Annotated in this window: 27 protein-coding genes and 1 other annotated feature; of the genes, 16 read left to right on the top strand and 11 right to left on the bottom strand. The window is 46.3% G+C overall.

What is annotated here, in order from left to right; translation table 11 throughout:
• Positions 1-49: 49 nt before the first annotated feature.
• Together ACDJ58_RS17780 and ACDJ58_RS17775 are read right to left on the bottom strand one after the other, a co-directional pair.
• Positions 50-499, bottom strand: coding sequence for a hypothetical protein (locus tag ACDJ58_RS17780; protein WP_413372192.1), 450 nt, complete (start codon positions 497-499; stop codon positions 50-52).
• Between the two features lie 72 nt (positions 500-571).
• Entirely contained in the window at positions 572-1,456 is an 885-nt protein-coding gene (locus ACDJ58_RS17775; protein ID WP_413372191.1) for a hypothetical protein, read from the bottom strand.
• A gap of 200 nt (positions 1,457-1,656) precedes the next feature.
• On the opposite strand from ACDJ58_RS17775, the gene ACDJ58_RS17770 reads away from it, so the two are divergent.
• Positions 1,657-2,349, top strand: coding sequence for a pseudouridine synthase (locus ACDJ58_RS17770; protein WP_413372190.1), 693 nt, complete (start codon positions 1,657-1,659; stop codon positions 2,347-2,349).
• 100 nt (positions 2,350-2,449) lie between these two features.
• Here the strand turns inward: ACDJ58_RS17770 and ACDJ58_RS17765 are convergent, their stop codons facing one another.
• The 3 genes from ACDJ58_RS17765 to ACDJ58_RS17755 form a co-directional block, all read right to left on the bottom strand.
• Positions 2,450-3,373, bottom strand: coding sequence for a DMT family transporter (locus ACDJ58_RS17765; RefSeq protein WP_413372189.1), 924 nt, complete (start codon positions 3,371-3,373; stop codon positions 2,450-2,452).
• The gene (locus ACDJ58_RS17760; protein ID WP_413372188.1) at positions 3,370-4,224 is read right to left on the bottom strand and encodes an AraC family ligand binding domain-containing protein; all 855 of its coding nucleotides are present in this window, start codon (positions 4,222-4,224) and stop codon (positions 3,370-3,372) included. Before ACDJ58_RS17760 ends, ACDJ58_RS17765 begins: the two co-directional genes overlap by 4 nt.
• A 203-nt stretch (positions 4,225-4,427) precedes the next feature.
• The gene (locus ACDJ58_RS17755) at positions 4,428-5,570 is read right to left on the bottom strand and encodes an NADH:flavin oxidoreductase (RefSeq protein WP_413372187.1); all 1,143 of its coding nucleotides are present in this window, start codon (positions 5,568-5,570) and stop codon (positions 4,428-4,430) included.
• A 210-nt stretch (positions 5,571-5,780) separates the two neighbouring features.
• On the opposite strand from ACDJ58_RS17755, the gene ACDJ58_RS17750 reads away from it, so the two are divergent.
• Positions 5,781-6,365 carry a TetR/AcrR family transcriptional regulator gene (locus tag ACDJ58_RS17750; protein WP_413372186.1) on the top strand — a complete coding sequence of 195 codons (585 nt, stop codon included), beginning with the start codon at positions 5,781-5,783 and terminating at the stop codon, positions 6,363-6,365.
• Between the two features lie 110 nt (positions 6,366-6,475).
• Here the strand turns inward: ACDJ58_RS17750 and ACDJ58_RS17745 are convergent, their stop codons facing one another.
• Positions 6,476-7,729, bottom strand: a complete 1,254-nt coding sequence (locus ACDJ58_RS17745; protein WP_413372184.1) for a cytochrome P450 — start codon at positions 7,727-7,729, stop codon at positions 6,476-6,478.
• A 97-nt stretch (positions 7,730-7,826) separates the two neighbouring features.
• On the opposite strand from ACDJ58_RS17745, the gene ACDJ58_RS17740 reads away from it, so the two are divergent.
• From ACDJ58_RS17740 to ACDJ58_RS17725, 4 genes are all read left to right on the top strand, one after another.
• Positions 7,827-8,984: a YhgE/Pip domain-containing protein gene (locus ACDJ58_RS17740; RefSeq protein ID WP_413372183.1), complete on the top strand. Its 1,158-nt coding sequence runs from the start codon at positions 7,827-7,829 to the stop codon at positions 8,982-8,984.
• A gap of 70 nt (positions 8,985-9,054) precedes the next feature.
• Positions 9,055-9,600: a PadR family transcriptional regulator gene (locus tag ACDJ58_RS17735; RefSeq protein WP_413372182.1), complete on the top strand. Its 546-nt coding sequence runs from the start codon at positions 9,055-9,057 to the stop codon at positions 9,598-9,600.
• Positions 9,601-9,633: 33 nt separating this feature from the next.
• On the top strand, positions 9,634-9,933 hold the full coding sequence (locus tag ACDJ58_RS17730) for a Dabb family protein (RefSeq protein WP_063563097.1): 300 nt from the start codon (positions 9,634-9,636) through the stop codon (positions 9,931-9,933).
• Positions 9,934-10,286: 353 nt separating this feature from the next.
• A complete protein-coding gene (locus ACDJ58_RS17725) occupies positions 10,287-11,603 on the top strand; it encodes a nucleobase:cation symporter-2 family protein (RefSeq protein ID WP_413372181.1) in 1,317 nt (438 codons plus the stop codon).
• 146 nt (positions 11,604-11,749) lie between these two features.
• Here the strand turns inward: ACDJ58_RS17725 and ACDJ58_RS17720 are convergent, their stop codons facing one another.
• Entirely contained in the window at positions 11,750-12,157 is a 408-nt protein-coding gene (locus tag ACDJ58_RS17720; RefSeq protein ID WP_413372180.1) for a hypothetical protein, read from the bottom strand.
• A 253-nt stretch (positions 12,158-12,410) separates the two neighbouring features.
• On the opposite strand from ACDJ58_RS17720, the gene ACDJ58_RS17715 reads away from it, so the two are divergent.
• The 3 genes from ACDJ58_RS17715 (at position 12,411) to tyrS (ending at position 15,749) form a co-directional block, all read left to right on the top strand.
• On the top strand, positions 12,411-13,880 hold the full coding sequence (locus tag ACDJ58_RS17715; RefSeq protein ID WP_413372179.1) for a protein adenylyltransferase SelO: 1,470 nt from the start codon (positions 12,411-12,413) through the stop codon (positions 13,878-13,880).
• Between the two features lie 28 nt (positions 13,881-13,908).
• A complete protein-coding gene (locus tag ACDJ58_RS17710) occupies positions 13,909-14,049 on the top strand; it encodes a hypothetical protein (protein ID WP_413372177.1) in 141 nt (46 codons plus the stop codon).
• Positions 14,050-14,148: 99 nt separating this feature from the next.
• Positions 14,149-14,370: a binding site (T-box leader), on the top strand.
• Between the two features lie 119 nt (positions 14,371-14,489).
• Positions 14,490-15,749 (top strand): tyrosine--tRNA ligase, encoded by a 1,260-nt coding sequence (gene tyrS, locus ACDJ58_RS17705; protein WP_063563092.1) that lies wholly within the window; start codon positions 14,490-14,492, stop codon positions 15,747-15,749.
• Positions 15,750-15,906: 157 nt separating this feature from the next.
• Here the strand turns inward: tyrS and ACDJ58_RS17700 are convergent, their stop codons facing one another.
• The 4 genes from ACDJ58_RS17700 to ACDJ58_RS17685 all read right to left on the bottom strand — a co-directional run bounded on the left by ACDJ58_RS17700 (position 15,907) and on the right by ACDJ58_RS17685 (position 18,110).
• A complete protein-coding gene (locus ACDJ58_RS17700; RefSeq protein WP_413372176.1) occupies positions 15,907-16,185 on the bottom strand; it encodes a YxcD family protein in 279 nt (92 codons plus the stop codon).
• A gap of 5 nt (positions 16,186-16,190) precedes the next feature.
• Positions 16,191-16,694 (bottom strand): hypothetical protein, encoded by a 504-nt coding sequence (locus ACDJ58_RS17695; protein ID WP_063563091.1) that lies wholly within the window; start codon positions 16,692-16,694, stop codon positions 16,191-16,193.
• 99 nt (positions 16,695-16,793) lie between these two features.
• Complete coding sequence (locus ACDJ58_RS17690) at positions 16,794-17,360, bottom strand: PadR family transcriptional regulator (RefSeq protein WP_063563090.1); 567 nt, start codon at positions 17,358-17,360, stop codon at positions 16,794-16,796.
• Between the two features lie 174 nt (positions 17,361-17,534).
• A complete protein-coding gene (locus tag ACDJ58_RS17685; protein ID WP_413372175.1) occupies positions 17,535-18,110 on the bottom strand; it encodes a beta-class carbonic anhydrase in 576 nt (191 codons plus the stop codon).
• 226 nt (positions 18,111-18,336) lie between these two features.
• Here ACDJ58_RS17685 and ACDJ58_RS17680 point away from each other — a divergent pair, with 226 nt between their 5' ends.
• The 7 genes from ACDJ58_RS17680 (at position 18,337) to ACDJ58_RS17650 (ending at position 26,085) form a co-directional block, all read left to right on the top strand.
• Positions 18,337-19,851, top strand: a complete 1,515-nt coding sequence (locus ACDJ58_RS17680; protein WP_413372174.1) for a carboxypeptidase M32 — start codon at positions 18,337-18,339, stop codon at positions 19,849-19,851.
• A gap of 146 nt (positions 19,852-19,997) precedes the next feature.
• Positions 19,998-21,002, top strand: a complete 1,005-nt coding sequence (locus tag ACDJ58_RS17675; protein WP_413372173.1) for an ABC transporter substrate-binding protein — start codon at positions 19,998-20,000, stop codon at positions 21,000-21,002.
• Between the two features lie 30 nt (positions 21,003-21,032).
• Positions 21,033-21,827, top strand: a complete 795-nt coding sequence (locus ACDJ58_RS17670) for an ABC transporter ATP-binding protein (protein ID WP_413372172.1) — start codon at positions 21,033-21,035, stop codon at positions 21,825-21,827.
• A gap of 38 nt (positions 21,828-21,865) precedes the next feature.
• Positions 21,866-22,657 carry an ABC transporter permease gene (locus tag ACDJ58_RS17665; protein WP_413379723.1) on the top strand — a complete coding sequence of 264 codons (792 nt, stop codon included), beginning with the start codon at positions 21,866-21,868 and terminating at the stop codon, positions 22,655-22,657.
• A gap of 451 nt (positions 22,658-23,108) precedes the next feature.
• Positions 23,109-24,086: an aromatic acid exporter family protein gene (locus tag ACDJ58_RS17660; RefSeq protein ID WP_024630479.1), complete on the top strand. Its 978-nt coding sequence runs from the start codon at positions 23,109-23,111 to the stop codon at positions 24,084-24,086.
• A gap of 75 nt (positions 24,087-24,161) precedes the next feature.
• Positions 24,162-24,722, top strand: a complete 561-nt coding sequence (locus ACDJ58_RS17655; RefSeq protein ID WP_076289080.1) for an outer spore coat protein CotE — start codon at positions 24,162-24,164, stop codon at positions 24,720-24,722.
• Between the two features lie 112 nt (positions 24,723-24,834).
• A complete protein-coding gene (locus ACDJ58_RS17650; protein ID WP_413372171.1) occupies positions 24,835-26,085 on the top strand; it encodes a putative amidoligase domain-containing protein in 1,251 nt (416 codons plus the stop codon).
• Positions 26,086-26,113 lie beyond the last annotated feature (28 nt).

Genomic DNA, 26,113 nt, shown 5'->3' with positions numbered 1-26,113 from the left:
CAAGGGTGCCTGAGCAGACGCAGGGCCAGTTCGTAATAACAAATATCCATTAGCATCGGAAAGTCCCAGTTATATCCTGATAGGGATCGGGGAAATCCTGTTCCTCTATCTCTATTTCCGTCAATCCTACTCCGCATAGAGGAATGGATTGAATGGGACATACGGAAGTTAGCGGCTCTGAAGATACGGATACGTATGTACATCCAGCGAGAATATTCTCCTTCCATTCCAACTCATCCCCCGTATAGGTTACCTGATCCAAAAAGTATTCCGAAGCGGAATAGGTGGAAAAGACCGAAATGTACTTCCCGGGTGGCAACGAAGGGACATGCAGCTGTTGTAAAAGTGTATTGCAATCAATGGAGAACAGATGCAACAAGGGTTGGCTCTCCTGATTAAGCGGCCAATCTGTAACATATGCGATTTCTCCGCCAATCCATATGCCAGTACCCTGGTTCAGAACATCAGGGTCAATTGAAAGCTGGTTAACTTTGTGCATGGTAAACTTCTCTTTGTATCTGGATTAAGCTGTTTGAAAGAACAATATATTAATTTATAACGGGCTAGCCGTTCACTCTTTGACTTGAATCACGTGTCTAAACAGCTTGCGCACTTTGTCCCAATCGACGCCAAGTTTACCTTGCCAGCCCGCCAAAGGCATCTCCATATCAGAGCGGCCTTTGGTATTATTAAGCAGCAACTCACCGTTCAGGATATGCTCGTTGTTGGTCCAATGGTCTGTACTGAGGGAGAGAACCTGATTGGGCAGTACACCTACCCTGGACAGCGCTTGAAGAATACTTCGGCGAATCCCGGCGTGTCCTTTGACCAATTTCTCTGCAGTGAGTCGTTTCTCAAATTTCCCCGGAGACTCTTCGTCTTCAGCCTGATCCAGCATATAAAGCAGTTGATTGAATATGGTGATATCCTCGGGAGTCGGTTTAATAGGTTCCTTCTCAAGTAAGTTGATGAATTCTGTCAGATCGGCGTATGCACCTACGCTTGACCCACTGTAATCATAACCCTGGTGAAGGGCATAACGGATATTGGATAGATTCTTCCAGCCCTCATCGCTATGACTGAAACCGCAAACTCTGCAAGCAAGGAACTGTTCAGTCTCCTCATAAGCATGCATCTGCGAGTGAATCATCATATGGTAGCTTGCGAGCGTAGATATGCCTCGTGGATAACTGCCCCCGACACCTGCAATAAATGCTTGGGTAATCGTGGACCAGGAAAGACGTTCATTCTGCTGGAAAGCGATTAGTTGTTGAAGGATATCATCATGGTGGATCAGCTCGAGATCATTAGCCACCCAGCCCTGTGCAGTCAATAGCTCCTGTTCTGCTGCAGTTAGTGTATCCGTTTGATAGATCATTACTTCTCGTGCTCTGTCATAATCACCATTGGCGTGTAAATATAACTTTTTAAGCACTCTCATACACTTTTTGTCCATGGTTAACTCCTTTCCTCAGTTTATTTTGGATTTCCTATGTACCTCCGTATAACAATTCATTTGCTTCGTTTCATTATAAGTGAGATGATGTGGGATGAAAATCAGTACAAGGTACTAACCTATTGAACGAAGTGGATGAACTGACGACATGAACTCGCTAATGAACCAGCGGCAATATTACAGATGAGAAGTGGTGGAGCATGCGAATTAACAAATACATAAGTGAAACGGGATACTGCTCCCGCAGGGAAACGAACCGATTAATTGCAGCCGGGCGCATCACGATTAATGGTAAAGTGTGTGAAAAAGGTGCGGACGTAGAGCCCGAGGATATCGTACTGATTGATGGTGAGGAGATTCCTTTCAATGATCGCGAGCCTGTTTACCTTGCTCTGAATAAACCCATCGGCATTGTCTGCACCGCAGCAGAACAGGTGGAGGGAAACATTATTCAATATGTGAATTATTCCTCGCGTATCTTTGCGATTGGCAGGCTGGATAAGGCGTCCGAGGGTTTGATTTTTCTGACGAATGACGGAGATATTGTGAACAAGATGATGCGTTCGGAGCATAACCACGACAAGGAATATGTAGTAACTGTAGACAAACCAGTGACAGACGAATTCGTACGGGCGATGTCGCAAGGGGTTGAGATTATGAATGTGGTGACGAAGCCGTGTGAAGTGTATAAGCAAAGTGAGAACGTATTTCGTATCATTTTGACTCAGGGGCTTAATCTGCAAATCCGCAGAATGTGCAAAGCGCTGGGGTACAGAGTGCTCAAGCTGGAGCGCATCCGAATTATGAATGTTACGCTGGAAGGACTGGAGCGTGGGCAATGGAGACATCTGGAGAAGCAGGAGTTGGAGAACCTACTATTCATGTTGAATTAGAGAAAGGCATCGAAGCAATGTCCCCGGCAAAATGAAGAGAGGACTAATCCTTTATGGATTAAAGCCTCTTTTTTTGAGTTATGGACGATGAAACCATATATTATTGAAGTTTCGGCAACGTATTACGAATTCTTTTTCTTTGTACTTTCTTCTCTGAAATAAATGATCCGAGCAACGTTAAAAGAGCTCCAAGCAGCGTTATCCAGGTAATCCGTTCATGTAGAATCAGTGCAGAAGCGACGACGGTAATGACAGGTACCAAATAAATGTACACACTTGTTTTAACGGCTCCCAGCAGACTCACTGCCCGGTTCCAGGTTACAAAACATAAGGCTGAGGCACCCAGTCCGAGAAAGAGAAGGTTCGAAAGGTTGGCCATGTTGGCGAAGCGCCCAAGATCGAAGTGGAATTCGAATAGGAACAAAGCCGGAAGCATGAATAATAGTCCGTAAAAGAATACTTTGCGTGTAGCACCAATGGTGTGATAGGGAAGTTCACCTATTTTGCGCATGAGTACAGAGTAGACCGCCCACACAGCAGGTGCCACGAAAGCGAGCAGATCCCCCAGCGGATTCAGTTGCAGAATGAAACTGCCGTTGAGTCCAATGAGGATGATGCCAGTCAAGGCAATGGCGAAGCCCACGATAAACCGCTTGTGCAATCTTTCTCCATCCAGGAAGAAATGTGCAAGGACTGCAGTAAAGAATGGGGCAATTGAAACAATAACACCTACATTGGAAGCGAGGGTGTACACCAGTGCAATATTTTCAATTAGAAAATATAACGTAACCCCGCATAATCCAGCACCGATAAACAGCATTTCTTCTCGGAGTGAGGTAATTCGCATCAAACGCGGATGGATCAGGAGGAGCACTACATAGCCAATTACGAAACGGAAAAAGAGAATTTCCACCGGGGTGAAATCGATCAGCAATACCTTGGTGGAGATAAACGTTGTTCCCCAGATCAGGATCGTAAGTAAGGCCAGCAGGTGTCCATTGGAGACTTTGTTCTGACCTGTCATGACAGGTCATCCGCTGTACGCTGCTTGGAATCCACTTCATGGTTGAAGATGCGTCTGTATTGCTTGGGCGTCAAGCCAATTAGCTTTTTGAAAAAATTCGTAAAGTGACTCTGGTCACTGAAACCTGTCTGCGCGGCGACCTCAATCGGAAGCTGGCCGTGTTCCAATAGCCGTTTGGCCTGATTGATGCGAATCGTTTCCAGGTAGCGGTAGGGAGATATCCCTTTTTGACGAGTGAACAAACGCAATAGATGGTACTTGCTCAGCCCTGTTAACTCGACTAATTGGTTCAGCGTAATGCTCTCCATATAATGAGTCTCTATGTACTCGCATATGAGTCTGATCTCGATGGTGACATCCTGGGCGGAAATGGGCGGTTCGGCATCGGCATATTCTCTCATCAGCTGTTCCAGCAGAAAGAGCAGCAGTTCTTCTTTGTGAAAGTCAGCCTGCTCTTCCAAAATTATCTGATGCAGCTCATGTAAGGAAGTAACATGTTCGCTTTGATAGAGAACAGGGGAAGTAAACCGTGGCAAATAATCTTGTCCAGTAACTTCCTGTACATATTGGCGCATGACCTCAGGTTGAATGTTGATGCAGCGATAATCCAGGGTTCTGCCGTCCACCTGTTCGCAGGCATGGGGATCATGCGGATTAAAAATAATCATGTCTCCAGTGTTCAGGATATATTCTTCGTTATTACATACGAGATGGCGCTTGCCTTGCTCAATAAATCCAATGACGTAATAGTCATGAAAATGATTGGGGAATTTCTGCATAATGCCTTCGAATTGATAGGCTTCTAGCTGTAGATCGGTATCGAACACGACGGTTCGCACTTCGCGAGTCACCTGTTGCACCTTCTTTCTGGTAAGTTAATGTCATTATAATATGAAAAGAAGGAACGTTCTTGGACGATATTGCTCGCTCTGTTTTGTTCAAACATATAAAAAACCAAAATACCCGCTGCCCCTCACTAAGGGGATGACGAGTATTTTGGTTCAATTATTGCTCATTCAACGGATAACAATATTAACTTACACCTAAATTATTCTTATAGCAACGTAGCAAGCGCTTCTGGCGAAAAGGCCTGAATTTCATTCACACGGCCATCGCGGATTTTCACAGCCCATGCCGGATCCGCAAGAAGTGCACGTCCAACTGCAACCAGATCAAATTCCTGCTGATCCAAACGATGGAGAAGATCATCCAGATCTTTATGTCCTGCACCTTTACCTTCCGTATAGAGACTGGTAAATTCATCATCCAGACCGACAGAGCCCACGGCTATCGTTGGTTTGCCTGTCAGTTTTTTCACCCAGCCGGCAAATCCAAGTTCCGAACCTTCATATTCCGGCTCCCAGAAACGTCGTGTTGAGCAGTGGAATATATCTACGCCGGCCTCTACCAGCACATTCAGGAATAGCTCCAGTTTTTCCGGTGTGTCCAGCGGTTTGACGTAATAATCACTCATTTTCCACTGCGACAAACGAACGGCAATCGGGTAATCGGGACCCACGGCAGCGCGAATGGCCTGAATAAGTTCGGTGGCGAAATGCGTACGCTTGATAAGATCACCGCCGTAGCGATCTGTTCGTGTATTTGTTCTGTCCCAGAAGAATTGGTCAACCAGGTAACCATGTGCTCCTTGAATTTCAATGCCGTCAAACCCAAGGCGTTTGGCATGCACTGCTGCGTCCACAAAGGCTTGAATGATGTTGGCGATTTCTTCCTCGGTCATTGGTTCACCCGTCAGTTTTCCCTCCAGATCAATACCCGACGGCCCAATGGAAGGAGCTTCCGGATGAGGCTGTGATCCCGCTGGACGAGCCATACCCATATGCCAGAGCTGAGGAAAAATCTTGCCCCCGGCTTCATGAACTTGTCTGACGACTTCTGCCCAGCCGTTCAATGCTTCCTCACCATGAAAACGGGGCACACGCGGTTCGCTGGTTGCCGCCGGATGGTCAATAGTTACACCTTCGGTAATGATAAGTCCGACGCCATTTTCGGCACGTCTGCGATAATAAGCCGCTACATCGGTACCCGGTACACCATCCGGTGAGAAAGCCCGACCCATAGCGGGCATAACGATACGAGACTGCAGGGTTAAATTATGAATTGTATAAGGTTGAAACAGATTTTCCGTCGATTGAACTTGTTGCTGCTGATGATTACTTAAGTCAAACACCTCCATAATAGTGCACCTCCAAGCGGGGTACGAGTGCAATATTATCAATGGAGAGTGCCTGCATCAACCGACGATTTAACCAATGTGTTGCTTAAGCAAAGCGACCATAATAATGTTGGTTTAACCCTGGATTACTTGTTGACCTAACGGGAGCTATTTATAATAGAAGCATTGAGAAGTTTGATTACAAGATCGATTAAAAGGGGTACTTTATATATGTCAGGTGAGTTTTCTCCAAATCCCAATGATCCACGGGTGATCCGAACCCGTCAATTAATTCAGGATGCGTTTTTTTATCATTTGAATAAAAAGGATTTCTCAGCTATCACGGTTCAGGATATTACGCAAAAGGCGACGATTAACCGGGCCACATTTTATGCCCATTTTGCAGACAAATATGAACTGCTTGAATCCGTTTTGTCTTTCGCTTTTCAAGAATATGTGCTTAAACAAATTGATGTAGAGGCACATCTGACAGAAGAGACCCTGAAGCAACTGGTGATTTCGTTATGTAATTATCATGACTCAAGCAACCAATGTATTAAGAAATATGAGTCCGTAGCGCCAATCTTTGAAGAAAACATTAAGTCCCAGTTAGAGAAGCTTGTTCTAGAGCTTGCCATGAGTCAAACGGAGGGTGCAGAGCCACCCAAAACATTGGCGTATTTGGCAACTATGCTAAGCTGGTCTATCTATGGGGTGACGTATCGCTGGAATTTGGAGGAAAGACAGGAATCCCCGGCTGAATTAGCTGAGCGAGTGGTGCCGTTTATGATGAATGGAACAGGTTTGCTGAAGTAACGAAGGGTAAAGAGAAAGAGCAGATGAGATCTGCTCTTTTTGTTTTGATTTTATCCATCGAAAATATAGCGAAGATTATCAATTCATAAATGAATTTACGTCAGATGGATTTACGTATATAGCTTCAGCGGAAGGCTTGTTAAAGATTGTCCGGCCGCAGAAGCGGTCAGGTTTTCCTCCAGATTGAATCCTTCCACGGGTTCAATTCTGGTGAAGGTGTTTAGAAATGTGGTCAGTACAATTTTGGCCTCCAGACGCGCCAGGGGAGCCCCCAGACAGAAGTGAGTGCCAAAACCAAATGCAAGCTGTTTATTATTGTTCGATCGATGAATATTCAAGGTGAACGGATCTTCGAACATGTTCTCATCCATATTGGCTGCACTCATCCACGCCACGATAGCGTCTCCCTTTTTCAGTTTAACACCAAGCAGATCGTTATCCTCTTTGACCATCCGGTCCATTTTGCTGATGTGAAAGCGATATCTCAGCATTTCCTCTACCGCGGCTGGAACAAGATCAAGGTTATCCCTGAGTTCGGCATACAATTCCGGTTGATCATACAGAAGGGCATAGAACGAGTTGGCCAGCAGGTTGCTTGTTGTTTCTATGCCAGCGCCCAGAATAAACATGGTGGTTCGCACAATCTCTTCATCCGTAAAGTGCTCGCCATCCACTTCCACCTGGATCAGGTCGGATATGATATCTTCTCCCAGATTGGATCTTTTGGACACAACGAAGGGATACAAGTATTTAAAATATTCTTCGCCGGCAATCTTTTTCATTTCATTAATTTGATCAAAGGTGGCATCGGTAGTGGGCATAAACATGGTGTCCACCCAACCCTTGAACAAATGACGATCTTTGGAGGGAACGCCAAGCAGATCAGACATGATAATGACAGGAAACATGCTCGTATAAGCTTCAACAATGTCTACTTCTGATTGATGCTCAAATTCTCTAATTAGCTCTTCGGCCACAGCCTCTATTCTCGGTTCCCAAAGCTTGAGACTTCTCGGTGTAAACGCACTTGCCAGCAATGATCTCCGCTTGCGATGATCCGGCGGATCTACATTGTGAATATCCAGCTTGTCCGGCATGTGATGCTCGCTGTCCGCCCCTTTTTCTTCACTTGAATATCCCACGTTCACAATTGATCTTTTTCTCACACTGGAGAAGTGCTCGTGATCATTAAGCACGGTTTTGACAAGATCATACTTGAATACATGCCAGGAATCGGTCTCTTCATTGTAGATGACAGGTTCCTGATTCAACATGCTGCGATACCAACGGTAGGGACTGAATTCTTCTTCTTTCGATTGGAAATTCGTGATTTCTGACAGAGAAATAATAGAGCTCTTCGTCATTCGTTTCGCCTCCTTGGTTGGTCTCATTGACAAATATAACAAATAAGAGTACTTTAATTCAAGTAGTTTAAATTAAAACAACAAGGTGGAGTAGAGAGTGAAGAACATACTGAAGCACGGCGGAGTCAAGGCAGGCATATTCATGATCGTTTTTTATCAAATTGTAATGTTGACCGTTTTTATGTCGGGATATAGCGCAATCCCCAAAAATGTAACCAATCTTACGGTCGCCATTGTCAACGAGGACCAGCAATCCGGTACTGAATTTGTACAAAAATTGCAAGAACAATTGCCATTTAAGGTAGTAACCAACGAATCATTGCAACAGGCAAAGACAGGGCTTGAAGATCGGGATATTCATATGATCATACGTATACCGGGTGATTTTACGGAGAAACTGTCTGAACAGGGCGGTAAAGCTCAGCTCCAGTACCTGATTAATGAATCGAACCCAACAACGATCACCAGTTCAATGAAAAATGTAGCTGCTCAAATCACTGCGCAGATCGGTGCTCAGGTTCAGGCACAGAGCTTCGAGGGTGTGCTGAGCAGTATGCAGGTTCCTGCGGAGCAATCGAAACAGATTGTGGAATCGACCATGGGCAAAGTATCATCCGACATCGTTCTGAGCAACCCGCAACCAGCAGGCATGCAAAATCAGATGGCACCGATGTTTATCACAATGGCGCTCTATGTTGGAGCCATGATCTATGCGATGCAAAGCATTGGCGGAATGAAACAACTGCAAGGGCAGATGGGTAAATGGAAAGCATTCTTTGCAATGCGAGGAGTCAACCTGCTTGTTTCCATCCTTGCTCCACTTGTAGGGATAGGCATTTATTTTATGGTGCAAGGGTATGGGGTGGAAGCGTTTTTGAAACTGTGGATGGTGCATGGTTTGCAGTTGTTTGTGTCGATTGAGTTCACAAGTATCTTTATCATGCTTCTGGGTCAAGGCGGAATGCTGATCAATATGATATTCGTACTCAGCCAATCCATTGCAAACGGGACGTCCATGTCACCGGAGATGATGCCAGGATATTTCAAATTCGTAAGTCAGATTACACCGATGTTCTATTCAACGCATCTGGATTACAATATTCTCTTCGGTGGGGGAAGAACGGTGCATTATGCCGTTGGGCTGGCATTGGTTGGTGTGGGAGCCTTTGTTATCAATACAGCCATTCATCATTTCAAAAAAGCCAAGCAAACTAGTACCACACAGGAGTCTGTACAACAGCCCGTTATGATATAAAATAGAAGATATGAGGGTAGGCGATTAAGAAGAAGCTATGCCCTTGGATTAGCAGAATGGGGGCAGTCACATGTCGATTCAAATATTTATACTCGGTGCACTAAGTGAAGGGAATTATTATCCCTATGATATTAAGAAGCGAATTGGTAAACATCTGGATCAAACGGATGCCAAGATTACGGAAGGCACCATTTATTATAATTTTGAAGTGTTGCTGAAGAAGGGTCTTATTGAGAAGGTAGAAACGATTCAGAGTGAAAATCGACCAGACAAAACGACATATGGAATTACCGAAAAAGGGCGTCAGTCCCTTGAACAGAGCATATATAAGGTGTTCCAGAAGTTTACGAATGTACAGTCCTTATACGCTGCGTTGGTCCATTTGGATAAGGTGGATAATCAGAAGATCGCGTATTTGATTGAGGATATTATTCAGAAGATGAATAAGAGGCTGGAATATATTGATTCTCATACACCTCAGGAGATTGATGTGCAGGAGGATCTGAAAGATGCACTGTTGTTGATGCGAGATCATGCATATCACTCTATTCAAAGCGATGTTATATGGCTTCAGAAACTTCTGCATCATGTTCAGAACAGAGTATTAAAAAGCTAAATAACTCGTTAAAGGAATGAGGATGAGAAGATAATGTATGAACATTTGGTCGCATTCAAATTGAACGATAAAATCACTACGGTCAAACAGCAGGAATTGGTGGCTCAATTGCTCGCGTTACAGGAACAGATTCCTGGAATTGTGGATCTCACCGCAGGCATTAATGTAACAGAGGAGACGGATCATATTCAGGGCTTCACACTTGGCCTGAGAGTGACGTTTGAAGATCAGGAAGCGCTGCGTGCTTATGGCCCGCATCCTGCACATCAGGCATTTGTAGCCTCTCTGAATGAGTGGCTGGAGAATGTGATTGTGGTCGATTATTCGATCTGAGTCTTCATATTGTCCATAATATATTATGCATAAGAAGTCGCCATGGCGGTGGCTCTCAGATGATTAGGTTAGCCAGAATTTTCTGGCTGACCTTTTTATGTTTTTCGATTGGGATGGAGTGAGGAGAGGCAAAGGTGTTCCAGGATTTTCATGTGAGATAATATAACAAGAAAAGAAGGTGTTTTCGTTCTTTTTTTGTACAAAACGCCCAATATACTGAGTTCACTTTATAACCTGCAACAATTCTATGTTGTGAATCATGGAACTTCCCGCAATTGTTTATATAATGTGAATCAACATAACATGATTTTTGCAGCGGTAAAGTGATTCTAAATTACAGGGGGCAGGTAGGGATGAGAGAAACCAAGAGAATGAGGATTTTTTCACTGGGAATTCAGCACGTATTGGCGATGTATGCCGGGGCCATTTTGGTTCCGCTGCTTGTGGGAAGGGCGTTAAACCTGACTGCAGAACAATTGGCGTACTTGGTATCGATTGACCTGTTAACCTGTGGTATCGCGACATGGCTTCAAGCACGTAAAGGGAAGTATTTGGGGATAGGCTTGCCAGCGGTTCTTGGAAGCTCATTTGTTGCTGTGACTCCCATGATTGCGATTGGATCACAATATGGAATTCCGGCCATTTACGGTTCCATCATTGCAGCAGGAATATTCATCGTTATATGTGCTGTCTTCTTTAGTAAAATCGTCAAACTGTTTCCTCCCGTTGTGATTGGAACAGTCGTAACCATTATTGGTCTGGCGTTAATTCCAACGGGCATCAAAAACATGGCAGGTGGAGCAAACAGTGAGAATTTCGGAAGCCTGGACAATCTGGCTCTCTCATTCGGGGTATTGCTCTTCATTCTGGTGCTGAATCGATATGCTCGCGGCTTTGTCAAATCCCTCGCAGTTCTCCTCGGTATTATTGTGGGTACACTCGTCGCTGCCCTCATGGGGAAAGTGAATTTCAACTCTGTACAGGAAGCTTCCTGGTTCCACTTGCCACAGCCCTTTTATTTTGGATGGCCCACCTTCGAAATCGGTCCTATCATTACCATGATTATTGTCGGTACGGTTGTCATTATTGAGTCTACAGGTGTGTTTATGGCCTTGAGCAAAATCTGTGATCAACCGATTAACGAAAAGGATCTGGCACGAGGATATCGCGCAGAAGGTCTGGCGTTTGTGCTTGGTGGAATCTTCAATGCTTTTCCTTATAACACTTTTGCCCAGAATGTCGGTTTGGTTCAGCTCTCCAAGGTGAAAACGACCAATGTGGTTGTTGCAGCCGGAGGTATTCTGATTTTTCTCGGACTCATCCCCAAAGTTGCGGCATTCGCAACGATTATCCCCAGCGCGGTACTCGGCGGGGCAACGGTTGTTCTGTTCGGCATGGTGGTCTCATCCGGGATTAAAATGCTGCAACATGTGGATTTCAGTAAGCAATCCAATTTGTTGATCGTTGCTTGTTCGGTTTCACTCGGTCTTGGCGTCACGGCTGTGCCCGATCTGTTTGCCCAGCTGCCTCAAAGTATCCGCATTATTGTTGGTGATGGTATTATCACAGGAAGTCTGTGCGCCATTCTGCTCAATATCTTCTTTAACCTCGGATTTAAAAAGGAGAGTCTGCCCGTACAGCCCGTACAGGCTCAAGAGGCACATACGTAATGATTATTTTGTAGGCATGTAATCTGAATAAATGGAACAGACCCAAGATGGTGTTGAGTGGGGTGGGATGATCGGAATGATTCCCCTCGCCAATTAACCTCTTGGGTTTTTATGTTGTGTTAACTGATGAGTACCAGTGGATTGTTTTACTCAACATACCCCGGAAGCTTTTCACCTGTGATAAGTTCGAAAAGTTTTGCAGATTTCTTCTTAGTTAATTGAACATAAGTAGGCTTGCTTTCAATGATGATCTCAACCTGATCCTGATGGGGACTGATCCAGAGATTATAGATGACACTTTTATCTGAGGATGATTTGTTATTCTCAAAAAAGAATTTATAATCTGGAGGCCGCACCATATCCGCTATAGTATTGTTCGATGGGATAGAGGCGGTGATGTTCCTGATGGCTTGCACCTGAGTCGGGTCGGTAATTTCTCTAAGAAGGGTGTATTTATTTGATTCATCGACCGACTGTTGAATGATAACCTGATCTCCTTTCGATTGTATTTCGCCCATTGAACAACCGGTAAGGCACATAAACAAAAGCGTCATACAGCCAATCACATAGATATATTTTCTCAGTTTGATCCCCCCTTGAAACTTAAACGGTGCCCCGGGTATGAAAGTTACAGCAGGATGAATGCAAAAGGGATATAAATATGCTAAAGTTTCATCATGAACATGTTACATGTTCTTTCCGTTGAATTTCCATGCGACTACATAAATGAGCATTGGTTCACAAGGCTAAAATAAAACGAAGGGATATCCTGATATCGCTTGGTTACAGAAAAGGAGTTGTGATCACATGCAACAAGAAACGCTGAAAAAAGGCTGGCACTTCGACAACAGTTATGGACGTTTGCCACAGACCTTTTATACAAATCAGGGTGCGTTACCTGTTCAATCACCGAAGTTGATCATCTTCAATACATCGCTTGCAGCCAGCCTGGGGCTGAATGCTGAGGCTCTTAACAGTGATGAAGGAGCTGAGGTGTTTGCAGGTAACCTGATTCCGGAAGGTGCCGAGCCTCTGTCTCAGGCCTATGCGGGTCATCAATTCGGTAATTTTAACATGCTTGGTGATGGACGGGCTTTGCTGCTGGGAGAACAGATCACGCCACAAGGCGAGCGAGTGGATATCCAGCTGAAAGGTTCCGGAAGAACCCCATATTCTCGCGGAGGTGATGGACGTGCTGCTGTTGGGCCAATGCTGCGTGAATACATTATTAGTGAAGCGATGTATGCACTCGGCATTCCAACAACGCGAAGTCTGGCGGTTGTTTCTACTGGAGAAAACATTACACGCGAAACAGAGCGACCTGGTGCTATCCTGACTCGAGTAGCTTCAAGTCATTTACGTGTAGCAACCTTCCAATACGCAGCCAGATGGGGATCGATTGATGAGCTCAGAGCATTGGCTAACTATACACTGAAACGGCATTTTCCCGATATTGCGGAAGCCGATAATCGCTATCTGCTGTTGCTTCAGGAAGTCATTCAGCGGCAGGCTTCACTTATCGCTAAGTGGCAACAGGTTGGTTTCATTCATGGCGTAATGAATACAGATAATATGGCCATCAGTGGTGAAACCATCGATTATGGGCCGTGTGCGTTTATGGATGCCTACAATCCAGCGACGGTATTTAGCTCCATTGACACGCAAGGTCGGTATGCCTATGGAAATCAACCGTATATTGGCGGCTGGAATCTGGCTCGGTTTGCCGAGACGCTTCTGCCACTGCTGCATGAGGATGAAGAACAGGCTGTACAAATCGCCCAGGATGCGATTGCACAATTCTCTGAATTGTATCATCACCACTGGCTCTCGGGAATGCGGAGCAAGCTGGGCTTGTTTAATGAAGAGGCTGAGGATGAAGCGTTAATCAGAGATCTTCTTGAATTGATGGAGAAGCATAGTGCAGATTACACAAATACGTTCCTCGCACTGACCTTTGATACGCTCAACGGAGCTCCTTTATTCGATACTTCAGAGTTTGCGGAGTGGAATGAGCGTCGCCAGGCAAGATTAGGCAGACAGCAGGAAGGGAAAGAAGAATCGCAGCAATTGATGAAGTCTAGCAACCCGGCGGTGATTCCTCGTAATCATCGGGTGGAAGAAGCACTGGACCGAGCAGAGAATCACGGAGATCTTAGTGTGATGGAGAAGCTTCTTGCTGTTCTTTCAAACCCGTTTGCACATTCTCCCGAACAGGCTGAGTACGCGAAACTGCCTGCGCAGTGCGATGCCTCCTACCGGACTTTCTGTGGAACCTGATTGAAAACTTGTTATGAAGAGGCTGCCAATGGCAGCTTTTTCATTATCATGCCCACAGGAACTTGAACAGCTGGATACGCTGGATCAGCAATTTTGGAACAATGAAGATCAGATTGCAGACAAGGCTTATGCATATTACCACGAGAAGTTGAACATGATGTCTTTATAAACTTTGGCGCAGGCACTCATCTGTTGTTCTATCTAAAGATAAATACTTGACCTTGCAATGATATTAACGTTCGGCTATACTGGCTATAAATTGAATACATGAATTACGTTGATAGAGCGCAGTAGCGGCTTTGTCCCTGTTACAGAAAGTCAGGGGTTGATGGAACCTGATACATACAAGGGCTGCGAATTACACTCTGGAGTACTTGGGTAATGCCAAGCGGAATGGCAAACGATATTTTGCTGAAAGCGGTATGGACAGCGTGTGAGTTGTTGTCTGTGCAAGTTGGGTGGTACCACGGTTATGATAATCGTCCCTATGTCTATTGATGACAAGGCGGCGATTTTTTTGTGTCCAAAAAAGCCTCGCCCGGCTTAGCTCCTTGTGAATTAACGTAGATCATGGCCTAATACCAATGCATAGAGAAGGGGTTGTTTGTTTTGAATATTATTGATGAACTGGAATGGCGCGACGCTATTAACCAACAGACGGATGCGGAGGGTCTGCGTGAGCTGACCGAGACCACGTCGGTTTCCTTGTACTGCGGGGTTGACCCTACAGGAGACAGCATGCACATTGGACATTTGATTCCGTTCATGATGCTGAAACGTTTCCAACTCGCTGGCCACCGTCCGGTTATTCTGATTGGTGGGGCAACAGGAACTATTGGTGATCCAAGTGGTCGTCAATCGGAACGTTCTCTTCAAACGTTGGAAGAGGTACAGGCCAATGTGGATGCTCTGACTGCACAAATGAAAAAGCTTTTTGTAACGGATGGCGACAATCAGGTACGTATGGTCAACAACTACGACTGGACACACAAAATCAATGTGATTGAATTTTTGCGTGACTACGGTAAAAACTTTAACCTCAACACGATGCTGGCCAAAGATGTGGTTGCGAGCAGACTGGAAGACGGAATTTCGTTTACCGAGTTTTCCTACCAGATTCTCCAATCGCTCGATTACCTGCATCTGTTCCAACATGAGGATGTACAGCTGCAAATCGGCGGTTCCGATCAATGGGGCAACATTACAAGCGGTCTGGACCTGATCCGTAAAAAAGAAGGGCCAGAAGCAAAAGCTTACGGTCTGACGATTCCGCTTATGCTCAAATCCGACGGAACGAAATTCGGTAAATCCGCAGGCGGGTCCATCTGGCTGGATGCGAATAAGACGACTCCATTCGAATTCTACCAGTTCTGGGCGAACACGGATGACCGTGATGTAATCAAATACCTGAAATACTTCACATTCCTAAGCAAAGAAGAAATTGAAGCTTTGGCTGAAAAGGTAGAAACGGAGCCCCACAAGCGTGAAGCACAAAAGGCACTCGCTGAAGAAATGACGAAATTTGTTCACGGCGACGACATGCTGGAGCAGGCGAAACGCATTACCGCAGCACTCTTCAGCGGAGACATTCGTTCCCTTACAGCTGACGAAATCGAGCAGGGCTTTAAAGAAATGCCGACCTTCGAAACCGATGGTGAAGCAAAAAATATTGTAGACTGGCTCGTGGATCTTGGCCTGGAGCCATCCAAACGTCAGGCGCGTGAGGATGTCACCAAAGGGGCCATTTCCATGAATGGTGAGAAAGTTACGGAACTGGAATTCACGGTCTCTGCAGAGCACGCAATTGGCGGTAAATTCATCATTATCCGCAAAGGCAAGAAAAACTACAGTCTGGTGAAATTGAAGTAGCCATAGGATTACAGTAGTATGAATCTTGGGAAGGTAGATGCAGAGGTTTCATCTTCCCAAGGAACACAAAAAAAAGGACCATCTCCAATTATGTCAATGACATCATGGAGATGGTCCTTTTACATACCATCCGCAAATGGCTTAATTAGTTATTAATTTATTGATTCACAATCGCTGTGATCTCTTCATCCAGATCAAGTCTTACATTCTCACGGTAAGCCCGAATGTCGTATTCACTGTGCAGGTAGCGCAGGATCGCTTCAATCATGTTGGATTCGACCAGATACTGACTGCGGCCTTGAATCCAGACTTCTGCGGAATATCCCGTATCTTCTTCCCAGCTCAGTTCCACATTGACATCGGTTGGGCGAATACCCTTGCGTTCAGCCATGTGAATACAGATCGCGTTGACAATTTCATCCATGCTCAGAACCATAGAGATTAGTACCGTCCGTTTCTGTTACGGTCATCATCATCACGATCATTTTTGCGGTCATAACGACCATCTGCTGCTGGTTTACGGCGATTCGTAATGGCTCTGAACAGGGCCATCGCGAGCATCACGATCAGCATAATTGCGGCTACGTTTACGAGCAATCCAAGAATGTTACCCAGAGCGCCCATTCCACCGAACAATCCGCCGAACATCATACCAGCAAGACCGCCCAGCATCATACCTTTCATAAATCCACCGCCACCGCCGAAGAATCCGCCACGGTTCGTTGTAGCTGCTCCATTGGAGTTATTATTCGTATTCGATTTGCTCACATTGCTGTTGGAATCGGATTTCTTAGGTGTGTTGGTATAGCTTTTTGTTCCCGATTTGAAACCGCCACCACGTCTAGCATCAGCAGAATCCGGATTCGCGACTCCGACTGTTGCAAACAGTAATGTAAAGGCCATGAAAACCATCATGAGATGTTTAATTCCGAATTTTTTCTTCATTGTAAAGATCGTAACCCCCCGATTAATTTGTTTGATTCGCCCAAAAATGGGCCTTACTCAAGTAATACGGTCAACTTACAGGAACGTTTCAAATTTTGTTTATTTTTCTGAAATACTTGGACAAGGGTCCTGAATTGCCGCCTGACCATCGAGTAATTGGGTTACCCAGTTACACCATTCGATGCCCGTTTGTGCGTTCATTAACCCTTTTTGTACCAGAATGTAACTTCCGAATTCCCGACTGCCTACTCGCAAATTATCCTGAGGGATACGGGACTTCAAATCCTCGAAATAACGGATGCGTTCCATGAACCAGTTTTTGCGCTCATTCAGAATGCGTCTCATGCTTCCGTCTTCTGCAATGCCGACACATAAAATGCGCAGATTGAACTCGTCACGCGTAACCGGAGCGGTAACGGGAGTGATCATCCATCCCAGCAGTTTTTCAATACCTTTCTCCGTGACTGCATACATTTTCTTGTCTGGTTTGTCAGACTGTTGCACCCAGCGGGAGGCTAAAAGCTCATCGTTTTCCATTTTGGAGAGGAGGGGATAGATCTGACTGTGCTTAGCCTGCCAATGCGGCTGGATCTTCAGCATTAGATCATAACCTGATGACTCCTCGCGGGTAAGAAGCCCGAGCAATCCGTAGGAAAGTATGTTCATGCACATGTCTCCTTAATATTAGGGCTGGGCCAGCAAAAACAATAAAAATTGCTTTCTTTGACCGCTTTCATAAAAGTGTACACTGAAACTGTATGGTTTGACAACCTGACAGAACAACTGCCTCAATTTAGACAAAAAAAGAGTGCGGACCTCGAGGTCCGCACCCAAAACCATTTAGAGAGATGTCTGTTGCCCATACCCCTCTGCGACAAGATCAAGTTCACCTGTGTAGGAGTCTATGACCATGCCGTGGACGGGTACATTAGGCGGAAGCAATGGATGTTTCTTGATCACTTCCACAGTATGTTTTACCCCTTCTTCAACGCTGTCAAACCCGCGTAGCCACTTTTGTAAACGTATGCCCGAGTTCTCCAGTGTACTCATGACTTCCTCGGATACACCCCGTTCGACCATATGTCCAATCATGGTCTCTGCGTGTAGGGAAGCCATACCGCATTCCGTGTGTCCAACAACCAGTACCTCGTCGGCACCAAGCTCATAGATGGCGACAAGAACACTACGCATAACAGACCCAAAAGGTTGAGAGATGATTGCGCCAGCGTTTTTGATAATTTTCACATCGCCATTCTTCAGGTTCATGGCCTTGGGCAGCATTTCCACGAGACGGGTATCCATACAAGTGATGATAACCATCTTTTTGGTTGGAAACTTGCCAGCCGTATACTTTTCGTATTCTTTGGTCTCGACAAATGTCTTGTTGTAAGCCAGAATCTCTTGAATGTTGTTCATGTCCATTGCCTCCTGTTATCCAATACGATGAGCACAGCCACTTACATCAAATGCAGCTTGTCCTACGCCCTTTGGGTTCATTTATTATACCACGGTCAGCAAATTGCATTATTCCTCGGTTTGGAGGAATAATGCAATTTGCATCTGTTAAAAGTTGATTATACGCATTGCAAAAAGTATCATCAATAGGGAAAACAACATTTTTTTGAAGAGGTGAACGTTAACAATGGAACAACAAACACAGCAACAGCTGGAATCCTTCCGTAATCTGGCTCGCAAAATTAAGAGTTATCATGAAGCCATTGGTTTGCTTCACTGGGATCTGCGCACAGGTGCGCCCAAAAAAGGTGTCCCGACACGTTCGGAAACACTTGGGATGCTGTCAACCGAAGCATTCAAACTGCAAACCTCAGCTGAGATGAAATCCTACCTGGATACATTAACAAATCCAGCGGTGCTAGAACAGCTGGAAGATATCGACCGCCGTCAGGTGGAAGATTGCCAGAAAGAATATAATCGCAGTCAGTCCGTACCACCAGAAAAAGTACAAGCGTATACCGTACTTACCGCCAAATCAGAAACGGCTTGGGAAGATGCCAAGCATAACAGCGATTTTGCTGGTTTTTCGCCCTACCTCACCGATATTGTGAAGCTCAAACAAGAGTTCATTAATTACTGGGGTGTGAAAGATACTCGTTATGATACCCTTCTGGACATGTATGAGCCGGAACTGACTGTAGAAAAGGTGGATGCGGTATTTGCCCGTCTCAAAGCCCGTTTGGTTCCGCTGCAAGAGAAGATCAATGCTTCGGCGAACAAGCCGAACACGGAGTTCTTGAACCAGCTGTTTGACAAGGATCAACAGGAGAAATTCAGTCTGTTTATTCTGGGACAAATGGGTTATGACTTTGAAGCCGGAAGACTCGATGAGAGCGTTCACCCGTTTGCAACGGGCCTGAATCCAGGTGATGTGCGGATCACGACAAACTATTTGCAGGATGATGTGACGAGTGCGGTCTTCAGTTCACTACACGAAGGCGGACACGCCTTGTATGAGCAAAATATTGACGACAGCCTGGCTGGTACTCTTCTTGCCGAAGGAACGTCCATGGGTATCCACGAATCCCAGTCGCGTCTTTGGGAAAATATGATTGGCCGTAGTCTTCCATTCTGGACGCGTTATTATAAAGATTTGCAACAGCACTTCCCTCAATTAAACGAGGTTGGGCTGGAAGACTTTTACCGGGCAATTAACCGGGTTGAAAGCTCTCTAATCCGGATTGAAGCAGATGAGCTGACGTACAATTTGCACATCATCATTCGTTATGAAATTGAAAAAATGCTGTTTAACGAAGGTCTGGAAGTCAAGGACCTGCCGGAGACCTGGAATGCAAAATACAAGGAATATCTTGGCGTTGTGCCGCCGAATGATGGTATGGGTGTGCTTCAGGATGTTCACTGGTCGGGTGGTGACTTTGGTTACTTTGCTTCTTACTCGCTCGGCAATATGTATGCTGCACAGATTCTACATACACTGCGCAAAGAGATGCCGGAGTTCGATGCCCATATTGCCGAAGGTAACCTGATTCCCATCAAGGAATGGTTGACTGACAAAATTTATCGTTATGGCAAAAGCCGTACACCTTCCGAACTGATTGTGGCCGTAACGGGTGAAGAGTTGAACCCAGACTATTTGGCTGATTATCTGGAAGCGAAATATGCCGAGATTTACAAGCTGTAGACAGCTATAACATCATCATCAAATTCTTGAAGAGCGGGGCAGGATTGCCCGGCTCTTCTTTTGCATGCAAGTTCTTAACCTTTTGCTGGGCATCAGCATATCAATAATAGAGAGAACAGCTGAAACCAGTGAAGGAGGGAAATATCATGAAATACACGCCCTGGTTCATCCGGGCCATCGTCATTTTGCTCATTATCATAGTGGCTCTCACCAGCTGCAATAAAGATAAGGATGAAACCAAAATTACGATTGGTGAGGTCACACGTTCTGTGTTTTACGCACCTGAGTATGTGGCCGTGGCCCAAGGTTTTTTTGAGGAGCAGGGGCTTGAAGTGGACATTCAGACGACGGCTGGCGGAGACAAAACGATGGCTGCATTGCTTGCAGGCTCAGTAGATATCGCATTGGTCGGAGCAGAGACGTCTATTTATGTCTATCAACAAGGCGCAGAAGATCCGGTCATTAACTTTGCCCAGCTTACACAGACGGACGGAACGTTTCTGTTTGCCCGCAATCCCGAAGGCGACTTCAATTGGGATCAACTGAAACAGAGTACATTCCTCGGACAAAGAAAAGGCGGCATGCCTCAAATGGCAGGCGAATTCACGCTGAAAAAACATGGCATTGATCCGCAGAATGATCTGGAATTGATTCAAAATGTGGATTTTGCCAACATCGCTTCTGCATTTGCTTCAGGTACGGGGGATTATGTGCAGCTGTTTGAACCTCAGGCGTCCATCTTTGAGAAAGAGGGGCGCGGCAAAGTTGTAGCCTCGTTCGGTACGGAAAGTGGCCATCTGCCTTATACGGTCTTCATGACCAAACAAAGCTATATCAGCGACAACAAGGACATCGTTCAGAAGTTCACTAACGGCTTGCACAAGGCACAAGCTTGGGTGGATTCCCACACCGCTGAAGAGATCGCTGAAGTCATCAAACCTTATTTTAAAGATATCGATCCAGCAATTCTGGTAAGCAGTGTGAACCGTTACAAAGAACAGGGCACATATGCAACCGATCCAATTATTGATGAGGACGAATGGAATAACTTGCTGGACGTCATGAGTGCTGCGGGAGAATTGAAACAGCGTGTCGATTCTCAAACGATTGTCGATAATTCCTATTCAGAAAAAGCAGCATCAGCGAAGTAACCAGGTATTCAGGAAAGGACGTGAGCATGTATGCCTGAATCCGAAACGGTGATCAGACTGGAAGGGATTTCGCAAGTCTATGTCAGCGAGCGTGAAGCATCACTGGTTATCGAAAATTTGAATCTTCAGGTCGAGCAAGGAGAATTCGTTAGTCTTGTTGGCCCAAGCGGATGTGGTAAAACTACATTGCTGTCGATCATCGCCGGGCTGCTCACACCGACCGCAGGCGAGGTTAAGGTAAAAGGAAAACGCATCGAAGGTCCGTCTGCCCAGATTGGCTATATGCTGCAACAGGATTATCTGTTTCCGTGGCGTACCATTTTGGATAATGCCTTGATCGGACTTGAACTGACAGGTGCGCTCAATGAACTGAGTCGTGAGCGTACGCGTGAGCTGCTGGCAGGTATGGGTCTGGCTGGCACCGAAAGCCAGTATCCTTCCGAGCTATCCGGGGGCATGAGGCAGCGGGTGGCTTTGGTTCGTACACTGGCTACGGATCCGGGAATACTGTTGCTGGATGAACCCTTTTCCGCACTTGATTATCAAACCAAGCTGCAACTGGAGGATCTGGTCTCGGACACATTGAAGAAATCCGGCAAAACTTCGGTGCTTGTTACCCATGATCTGTCCGAAGCTATCGCCGTCAGTGACCGCGTCATTGTGCTTGATCGCAATCCGGGTCGCATTCGGCGGGAGTTTATCATTCCCGAAGATCTGCGGAACGCACAGCCTTTTCACGCGAGGGAGCAGCCAGGGTTCAATGAGCTGTTTCAGGCGTTATGGAGTGAACTGGATCAGTCCGGAGGAGGTGAGAAGAACGGGTGAATCAGACGAACCAGAAGCAGGAAATGCGTGATGATTGGATGAGACAGCTGCACCAAAGTCATATTCAGCAGGTTGCCAGATGGCGACATAAAGTGCTGGCGGTGCAGCTGTCCATGTTGGTGTTAATGTTTTTGCTGTGGGAACTGGCGGGAAGGCTACGCTGGATTGATGTGCTCTTGTTCAGTTATCCCAGCAAAATTTTCAATCAGATCTGGAAGGACATCGTCAGTGGAGAACTATGGGCGCATGTTGGGGTAACCGTAGGGGAAACGGCAGTCGGCTTTTTGCTGGGGACACTCGTCGGAACACTGCTTGCGGTTCTGATCTGGTGGTCTCCTTTTTTGTCCAAAGTGCTTGATCCCTATATGGTTGTGTTCAACAGCATGCCCAAAGTAGCGCTGGGTCCAATCTTTATCGTCATGTTTGGTGCAGGATTTACAGCCATTGTCATGACGACTTTGTCAATCACAGTCATTATAACTACACTTGTTGTGTATAACAGTTTTAATGAAGTAGATCAGAACTATATTAAGGTTATCCGTACGTTTGGTGGCGACCGCTCCGAGATTTTCAGCAAAGTCGTATTACCCGCTTCCTTTCCTGCGATTGTCTCTACCTTAAAAGTAAACGTGGGCATGGCCTGGGTCGGTGTGATCGTGGGTGAATTTCTGGTCGCCAAGCAGGGATTGGGCTATCTGATCATCTACGGATTTCAAGTGTTCAACTTTACCCTTGTTTTCTCGAGCCTGTTGATTATTGCCGCTGTAGCTACAGCGATGTACCAGCTCGTTGTATATGTAGAACGCAAGCTGCTGGCAGGACGTAGGTAATTCTTCAAAGCGTGCATGCAAAATAGAATGCTTCATGATATGTATACAATTTCACAAGAGGTGTCACGTTGCCCGAACCCGTAAAATCAAGTACCATACTAATACGAATATTCCGCGCAGTCCGGAATGAATGCGACGATTGGAGAAGAGGGCCTAGAGGCTTCCGTCGCATCAATCAAATTGCCAGCGTCCCTCATCCGGGGCGCGTTATTGTGACCGACATGCATATGCATGTCGGTTGATGCCGTTTATGAGTGTAGCAGCGAAATCGATATACGGTTCTTCCAGAATGATTCTTTTGATTAGATAAGAAATGGTTTTTGGCAGGATGTGTAATACTAGGGATATGATATATGACGATACACGCTGTCAGGCATTGGACAAGCGCTCACCTGGGTAGGTATGGCTCGCTGGCTTTGACATTTTTGCAGCTTAGAGGAGAGGGAGTTAGATGGGTTTTAGGGTAATTAAAACCGCAATAGCCGCGCTGATGGCCGTGCTGATTGCGGACTGGTGCGGCTTGCCCGGACCAACATCGGCGGGCTTGTTAGCCATACTCGGCGTTGATGTAACACGAAAAAGAAGTATTCGCACCATATCTGCGAGATTTTTCGCTTCCGTAGTGGGGCTTTTATTTGCAAGTGTACTTTTTCACTTTCTTGGCTTCCATTATTGGGTGCTGGCGGTCTACATACTGATTGCATTTCCGGTTATAGTTCGGGCCGGATTCAAGGAAGGCATTGTGACGGGTTCTGTCGTGGTGTTCCGGGTATTTGGCGGCGGTGAAATGGACGTACATGTGGTTTTGGTCCAAATTGGGCTGTTGCTGATTGGTCTCGGTTCCGCGATGGTTGTCAATCTGGCCTATATGCCGGCAGCGGACCCGCAGATGCTTCGTATTCGCAAAAGAATTGATGAGTTATTCTCAGTTATCTTCAAGGAGTTTGCCGCCACGCTACGCAATCCGAATGAAGTGTGGGCAGGGAAAGAGCTGATCGAAGCCGACAAGGCTGTACTGGGCGGCATTGAAGCGGCCAAACGTTCATTGGAGAATCAGGTCATCCACCCGAACGAGGGATGGAGTGTTTACTTTTATATGCGCAAAACGCAATTGGATTCCATCCAGCATATGATGCATCTGGTATCCCAGATCTATCAGAAGATGCCGCATGCGGAAATGGTATCGGAGCTGTTCGACCAGCTCAGTCAGGATGTGCTCACTGAATCTTACACCGGACGTACAGAAAAACTTCTCGCAGATGTGCAAGAAGAATTCAAGCGAATGGAGTTGCCGGATACAAGGGAAGAATTCGAGATTCGTTCCGCGATTCTCCAGCTGTGCCGGGAACTCGCGCTGTATCTGAAAATAGCCAAGAAGGACAAAGCACCGTCTCCAGTATCGGACCGGTCCCAATCTACAAATGAATAATAGAAAATAGTTGTCACCCTAGACGGATGCCCTGCATACACTTGTAAAGAATGATTGTATGGAGGAGGTTTAAAGATGTCATTGAGTCATAAACATCAATGTAGAGAGATCATCACGAAGGCGATCTGCGGCAAAGGTCGTAAGTTCTCTACCGTAACACATACCGTGACTCCGCCACATGGTCCGACCAGTATTTTGGGGGCTTGGATTATCAACCACCAATATGAAGCCGTATCAGCGGGGGACGGAATTGAAGTTATTGGTACTTACGATATCAACATTTGGTATTCCTATGACAAAAATTCACAGACGGATGTAGCCAAAGAAACGGTGTCGTATGTAGAACATGTACCTTTGTCCTATCTGGACCCGAAACACCGGGCCGCCACTGTAGAGGTATCTGCGGATGCAACGCAGGAACCGAGCTGTGTGGAAGCCACGGTGTCGGCAGGTGGAGGCAGCGTAATTATCCGGGTAGAACGGGAATTCGCTGTTGAACTGGTCGCCGAGACCAAAGTATGTGTGAAAGTGTGCACGGATGGCTGTGGAGATTACGAAGACAAGGATTATGACTACGGCAGTGGCGATGGAGATTATGACGATCTCGATCCCGACCTGCTTGACGATGAGCTGTAAGCTCAGCGATCCGGATTCATAAACTTAAGGTATCATATGCGCCGCAAGCGGCAATGAAGAGGGCGTAAGCCCTCTTTTTTCATTTTGGGCGAGTATCGGGAGGTGGGACAGGATGAATGTGATAGATGAGGCCGAGGAGGCGGTGCGCCGATATGAACGCATGCTCCCTCGTGAACGAGCAGATCGCCTCAAACGATCCGGGATTGAAGTGCTAGCATCGCAGGGCAGGCGTGACCGGGAGTTGGGTCTGCGTGTGCGTTACGATGTTGAGATATGCTGTCTGCAAGCGATTCGCATCAAACGTAGGGACACCAGTGGCATGGGTGGAGCGCAAGAAAGTGTGCTGGATCGTGAAGCGGCATCAACGTTATTCAAACGCATTGAACGGCTTGCCACCAAAACATTGTATACGGTTGGACTGGATCACGGCGCTGTAAGACTGGAAGCGTCAGGAAAGTGCGGTTGTTCTGTCATCTCAATTGACCCAAGGCCATGGAAGGGCATGACAGATCTCTCTGCCATGTACCGTGCAGGCTGGAAACAGCTTCAGTCCGAACTGGATGAAGAGCGGCATCGTAATGCAGCCCCCATACTTGGAATGGACCCTGAGTTCCTACTTGTGCAAATGCCAGAATCCAAAATCGTGCCCGCCTCCAGATTTCTCGAACGAACAGGTGTAGCCGGCTGTGATTCCGTGACGATCGGTGGACGACGAATATATCCTGTAGCCGAACTGCGACCCGCCCCCAGCTCTGAGCCGCGCGAACTGCTGGCTCATCTGATGAGAGCCTTTGCGGCCGCATCCCGCAGTATTAGTGATCACTCGCTGATCTGGCAGGCAGGGGGAATGCCCCAGCGCGGCTTGCCGCTCGGCGGACATGTTCATTTCAGTGGCGTTACACTAAACGGGGAGCTGCTGCGTGCACTTGACAATTATTTGGCATTGCCGCTTGCCGTTCTTCAGGACCCACGAGGTTCAGGCCGGCGTCCACGTTATGGGGCATTGGGTGATTTCCGACTGAAATCATACGGTGGATTCGAATACCGCACGTTACCCAGTTTTCTGGTATCTCCTCTGGTTGCCAAAGGTGTTGTTGCTCTAGCTGGTCTTATCGCGAGAGGCTATCATCAGCTGCGTCAACGTCCTTTGGCGAAGGCGGCTGTTCATACTGCTTTTTATGAAGGAAACCGTGAGGTAATGCAGGCGCATATTCCGGCACTGCTGGATGATCTGACGCAAATGGACGGTTATGAGCGTTATGAACGTTACGCCGCTCCATTAATTAGCCAGCTAAGACAGGGTAGAACATGGGACGAGAGTCGGGATATACGTAAACTCTGGAATATTCGAGCAGGTTCATGAAGAGTGGGCACTTTTTTGGTATAATGAG

Origin of the sequence: Paenibacillus taichungensis (genome assembly GCF_047302525.1) — a bacterium.
Classification (GTDB): domain Bacteria; phylum Bacillota; class Bacilli; order Paenibacillales; family Paenibacillaceae; genus Paenibacillus; species Paenibacillus taichungensis_B.
This window is presented reverse-complemented; position numbering and strand designations above follow the sequence as displayed.

What these genes read in the sequence shown, in the direction of transcription:
- ACDJ58_RS17735 (WP_413372182.1), top strand. Translation starts at nt 9,055, where the DNA reads ATGTCGATTCAAATATTTATACTCGGTGCACTAAGTGAAGGGAATTAT.
- ACDJ58_RS17665 (WP_413379723.1), top strand. Translation starts at nt 21,866, where the DNA reads ATGAGACAGCTGCACCAAAGTCATATTCAGCAGGTTGCCAGATGGCGA.
- ACDJ58_RS17700 (WP_413372176.1), bottom strand. Translation starts at nt 16,185, where the DNA reads ATGGTTCTGAGCATGGATGAAATTGTCAACGCGATCTGTATTCACATG.
- ACDJ58_RS17680 (WP_413372174.1), top strand. Translation starts at nt 18,337, where the DNA reads ATGGAACAACAAACACAGCAACAGCTGGAATCCTTCCGTAATCTGGCT.
- ACDJ58_RS17750 (WP_413372186.1), top strand. Translation starts at nt 5,781, where the DNA reads ATGTCAGGTGAGTTTTCTCCAAATCCCAATGATCCACGGGTGATCCGA.
- ACDJ58_RS17655 (WP_076289080.1), top strand. Translation starts at nt 24,162, where the DNA reads ATGTCATTGAGTCATAAACATCAATGTAGAGAGATCATCACGAAGGCG.
- ACDJ58_RS17730 (WP_063563097.1), top strand. Translation starts at nt 9,634, where the DNA reads ATGTATGAACATTTGGTCGCATTCAAATTGAACGATAAAATCACTACG.
- ACDJ58_RS17690 (WP_063563090.1), bottom strand. Translation starts at nt 17,360, where the DNA reads ATGAACATACTTTCCTACGGATTGCTCGGGCTTCTTACCCGCGAGGAG.
- ACDJ58_RS17675 (WP_413372173.1), top strand. Translation starts at nt 19,998, where the DNA reads ATGAAATACACGCCCTGGTTCATCCGGGCCATCGTCATTTTGCTCATT.
- ACDJ58_RS17710 (WP_413372177.1), top strand. Translation starts at nt 13,909, where the DNA reads ATGGCAGCTTTTTCATTATCATGCCCACAGGAACTTGAACAGCTGGAT.
- ACDJ58_RS17725 (WP_413372181.1), top strand. Translation starts at nt 10,287, where the DNA reads ATGAGAGAAACCAAGAGAATGAGGATTTTTTCACTGGGAATTCAGCAC.
- ACDJ58_RS17670 (WP_413372172.1), top strand. Translation starts at nt 21,033, where the DNA reads ATGCCTGAATCCGAAACGGTGATCAGACTGGAAGGGATTTCGCAAGTC.
- ACDJ58_RS17695 (WP_063563091.1), bottom strand. Translation starts at nt 16,694, where the DNA reads ATGAAGAAAAAATTCGGAATTAAACATCTCATGATGGTTTTCATGGCC.
- ACDJ58_RS17770 (WP_413372190.1), top strand. Translation starts at nt 1,657, where the DNA reads ATGCGAATTAACAAATACATAAGTGAAACGGGATACTGCTCCCGCAGG.
- ACDJ58_RS17755 (WP_413372187.1), bottom strand. Translation starts at nt 5,570, where the DNA reads ATGGAGGTGTTTGACTTAAGTAATCATCAGCAGCAACAAGTTCAATCG.
- ACDJ58_RS17660 (WP_024630479.1), top strand. Translation starts at nt 23,109, where the DNA reads ATGGGTTTTAGGGTAATTAAAACCGCAATAGCCGCGCTGATGGCCGTG.
- ACDJ58_RS17715 (WP_413372179.1), top strand. Translation starts at nt 12,411, where the DNA reads ATGCAACAAGAAACGCTGAAAAAAGGCTGGCACTTCGACAACAGTTAT.
- ACDJ58_RS17745 (WP_413372184.1), bottom strand. Translation starts at nt 7,729, where the DNA reads ATGACGAAGAGCTCTATTATTTCTCTGTCAGAAATCACGAATTTCCAA.
- ACDJ58_RS17650 (WP_413372171.1), top strand. Translation starts at nt 24,835, where the DNA reads ATGAATGTGATAGATGAGGCCGAGGAGGCGGTGCGCCGATATGAACGC.
- ACDJ58_RS17775 (WP_413372191.1), bottom strand. Translation starts at nt 1,456, where the DNA reads ATGGACAAAAAGTGTATGAGAGTGCTTAAAAAGTTATATTTACACGCC.
- ACDJ58_RS17780 (WP_413372192.1), bottom strand. Translation starts at nt 499, where the DNA reads ATGCACAAAGTTAACCAGCTTTCAATTGACCCTGATGTTCTGAACCAG.
- ACDJ58_RS17685 (WP_413372175.1), bottom strand. Translation starts at nt 18,110, where the DNA reads ATGAACAACATTCAAGAGATTCTGGCTTACAACAAGACATTTGTCGAG.
- ACDJ58_RS17720 (WP_413372180.1), bottom strand. Translation starts at nt 12,157, where the DNA reads ATGACGCTTTTGTTTATGTGCCTTACCGGTTGTTCAATGGGCGAAATA.
- ACDJ58_RS17765 (WP_413372189.1), bottom strand. Translation starts at nt 3,373, where the DNA reads ATGACAGGTCAGAACAAAGTCTCCAATGGACACCTGCTGGCCTTACTT.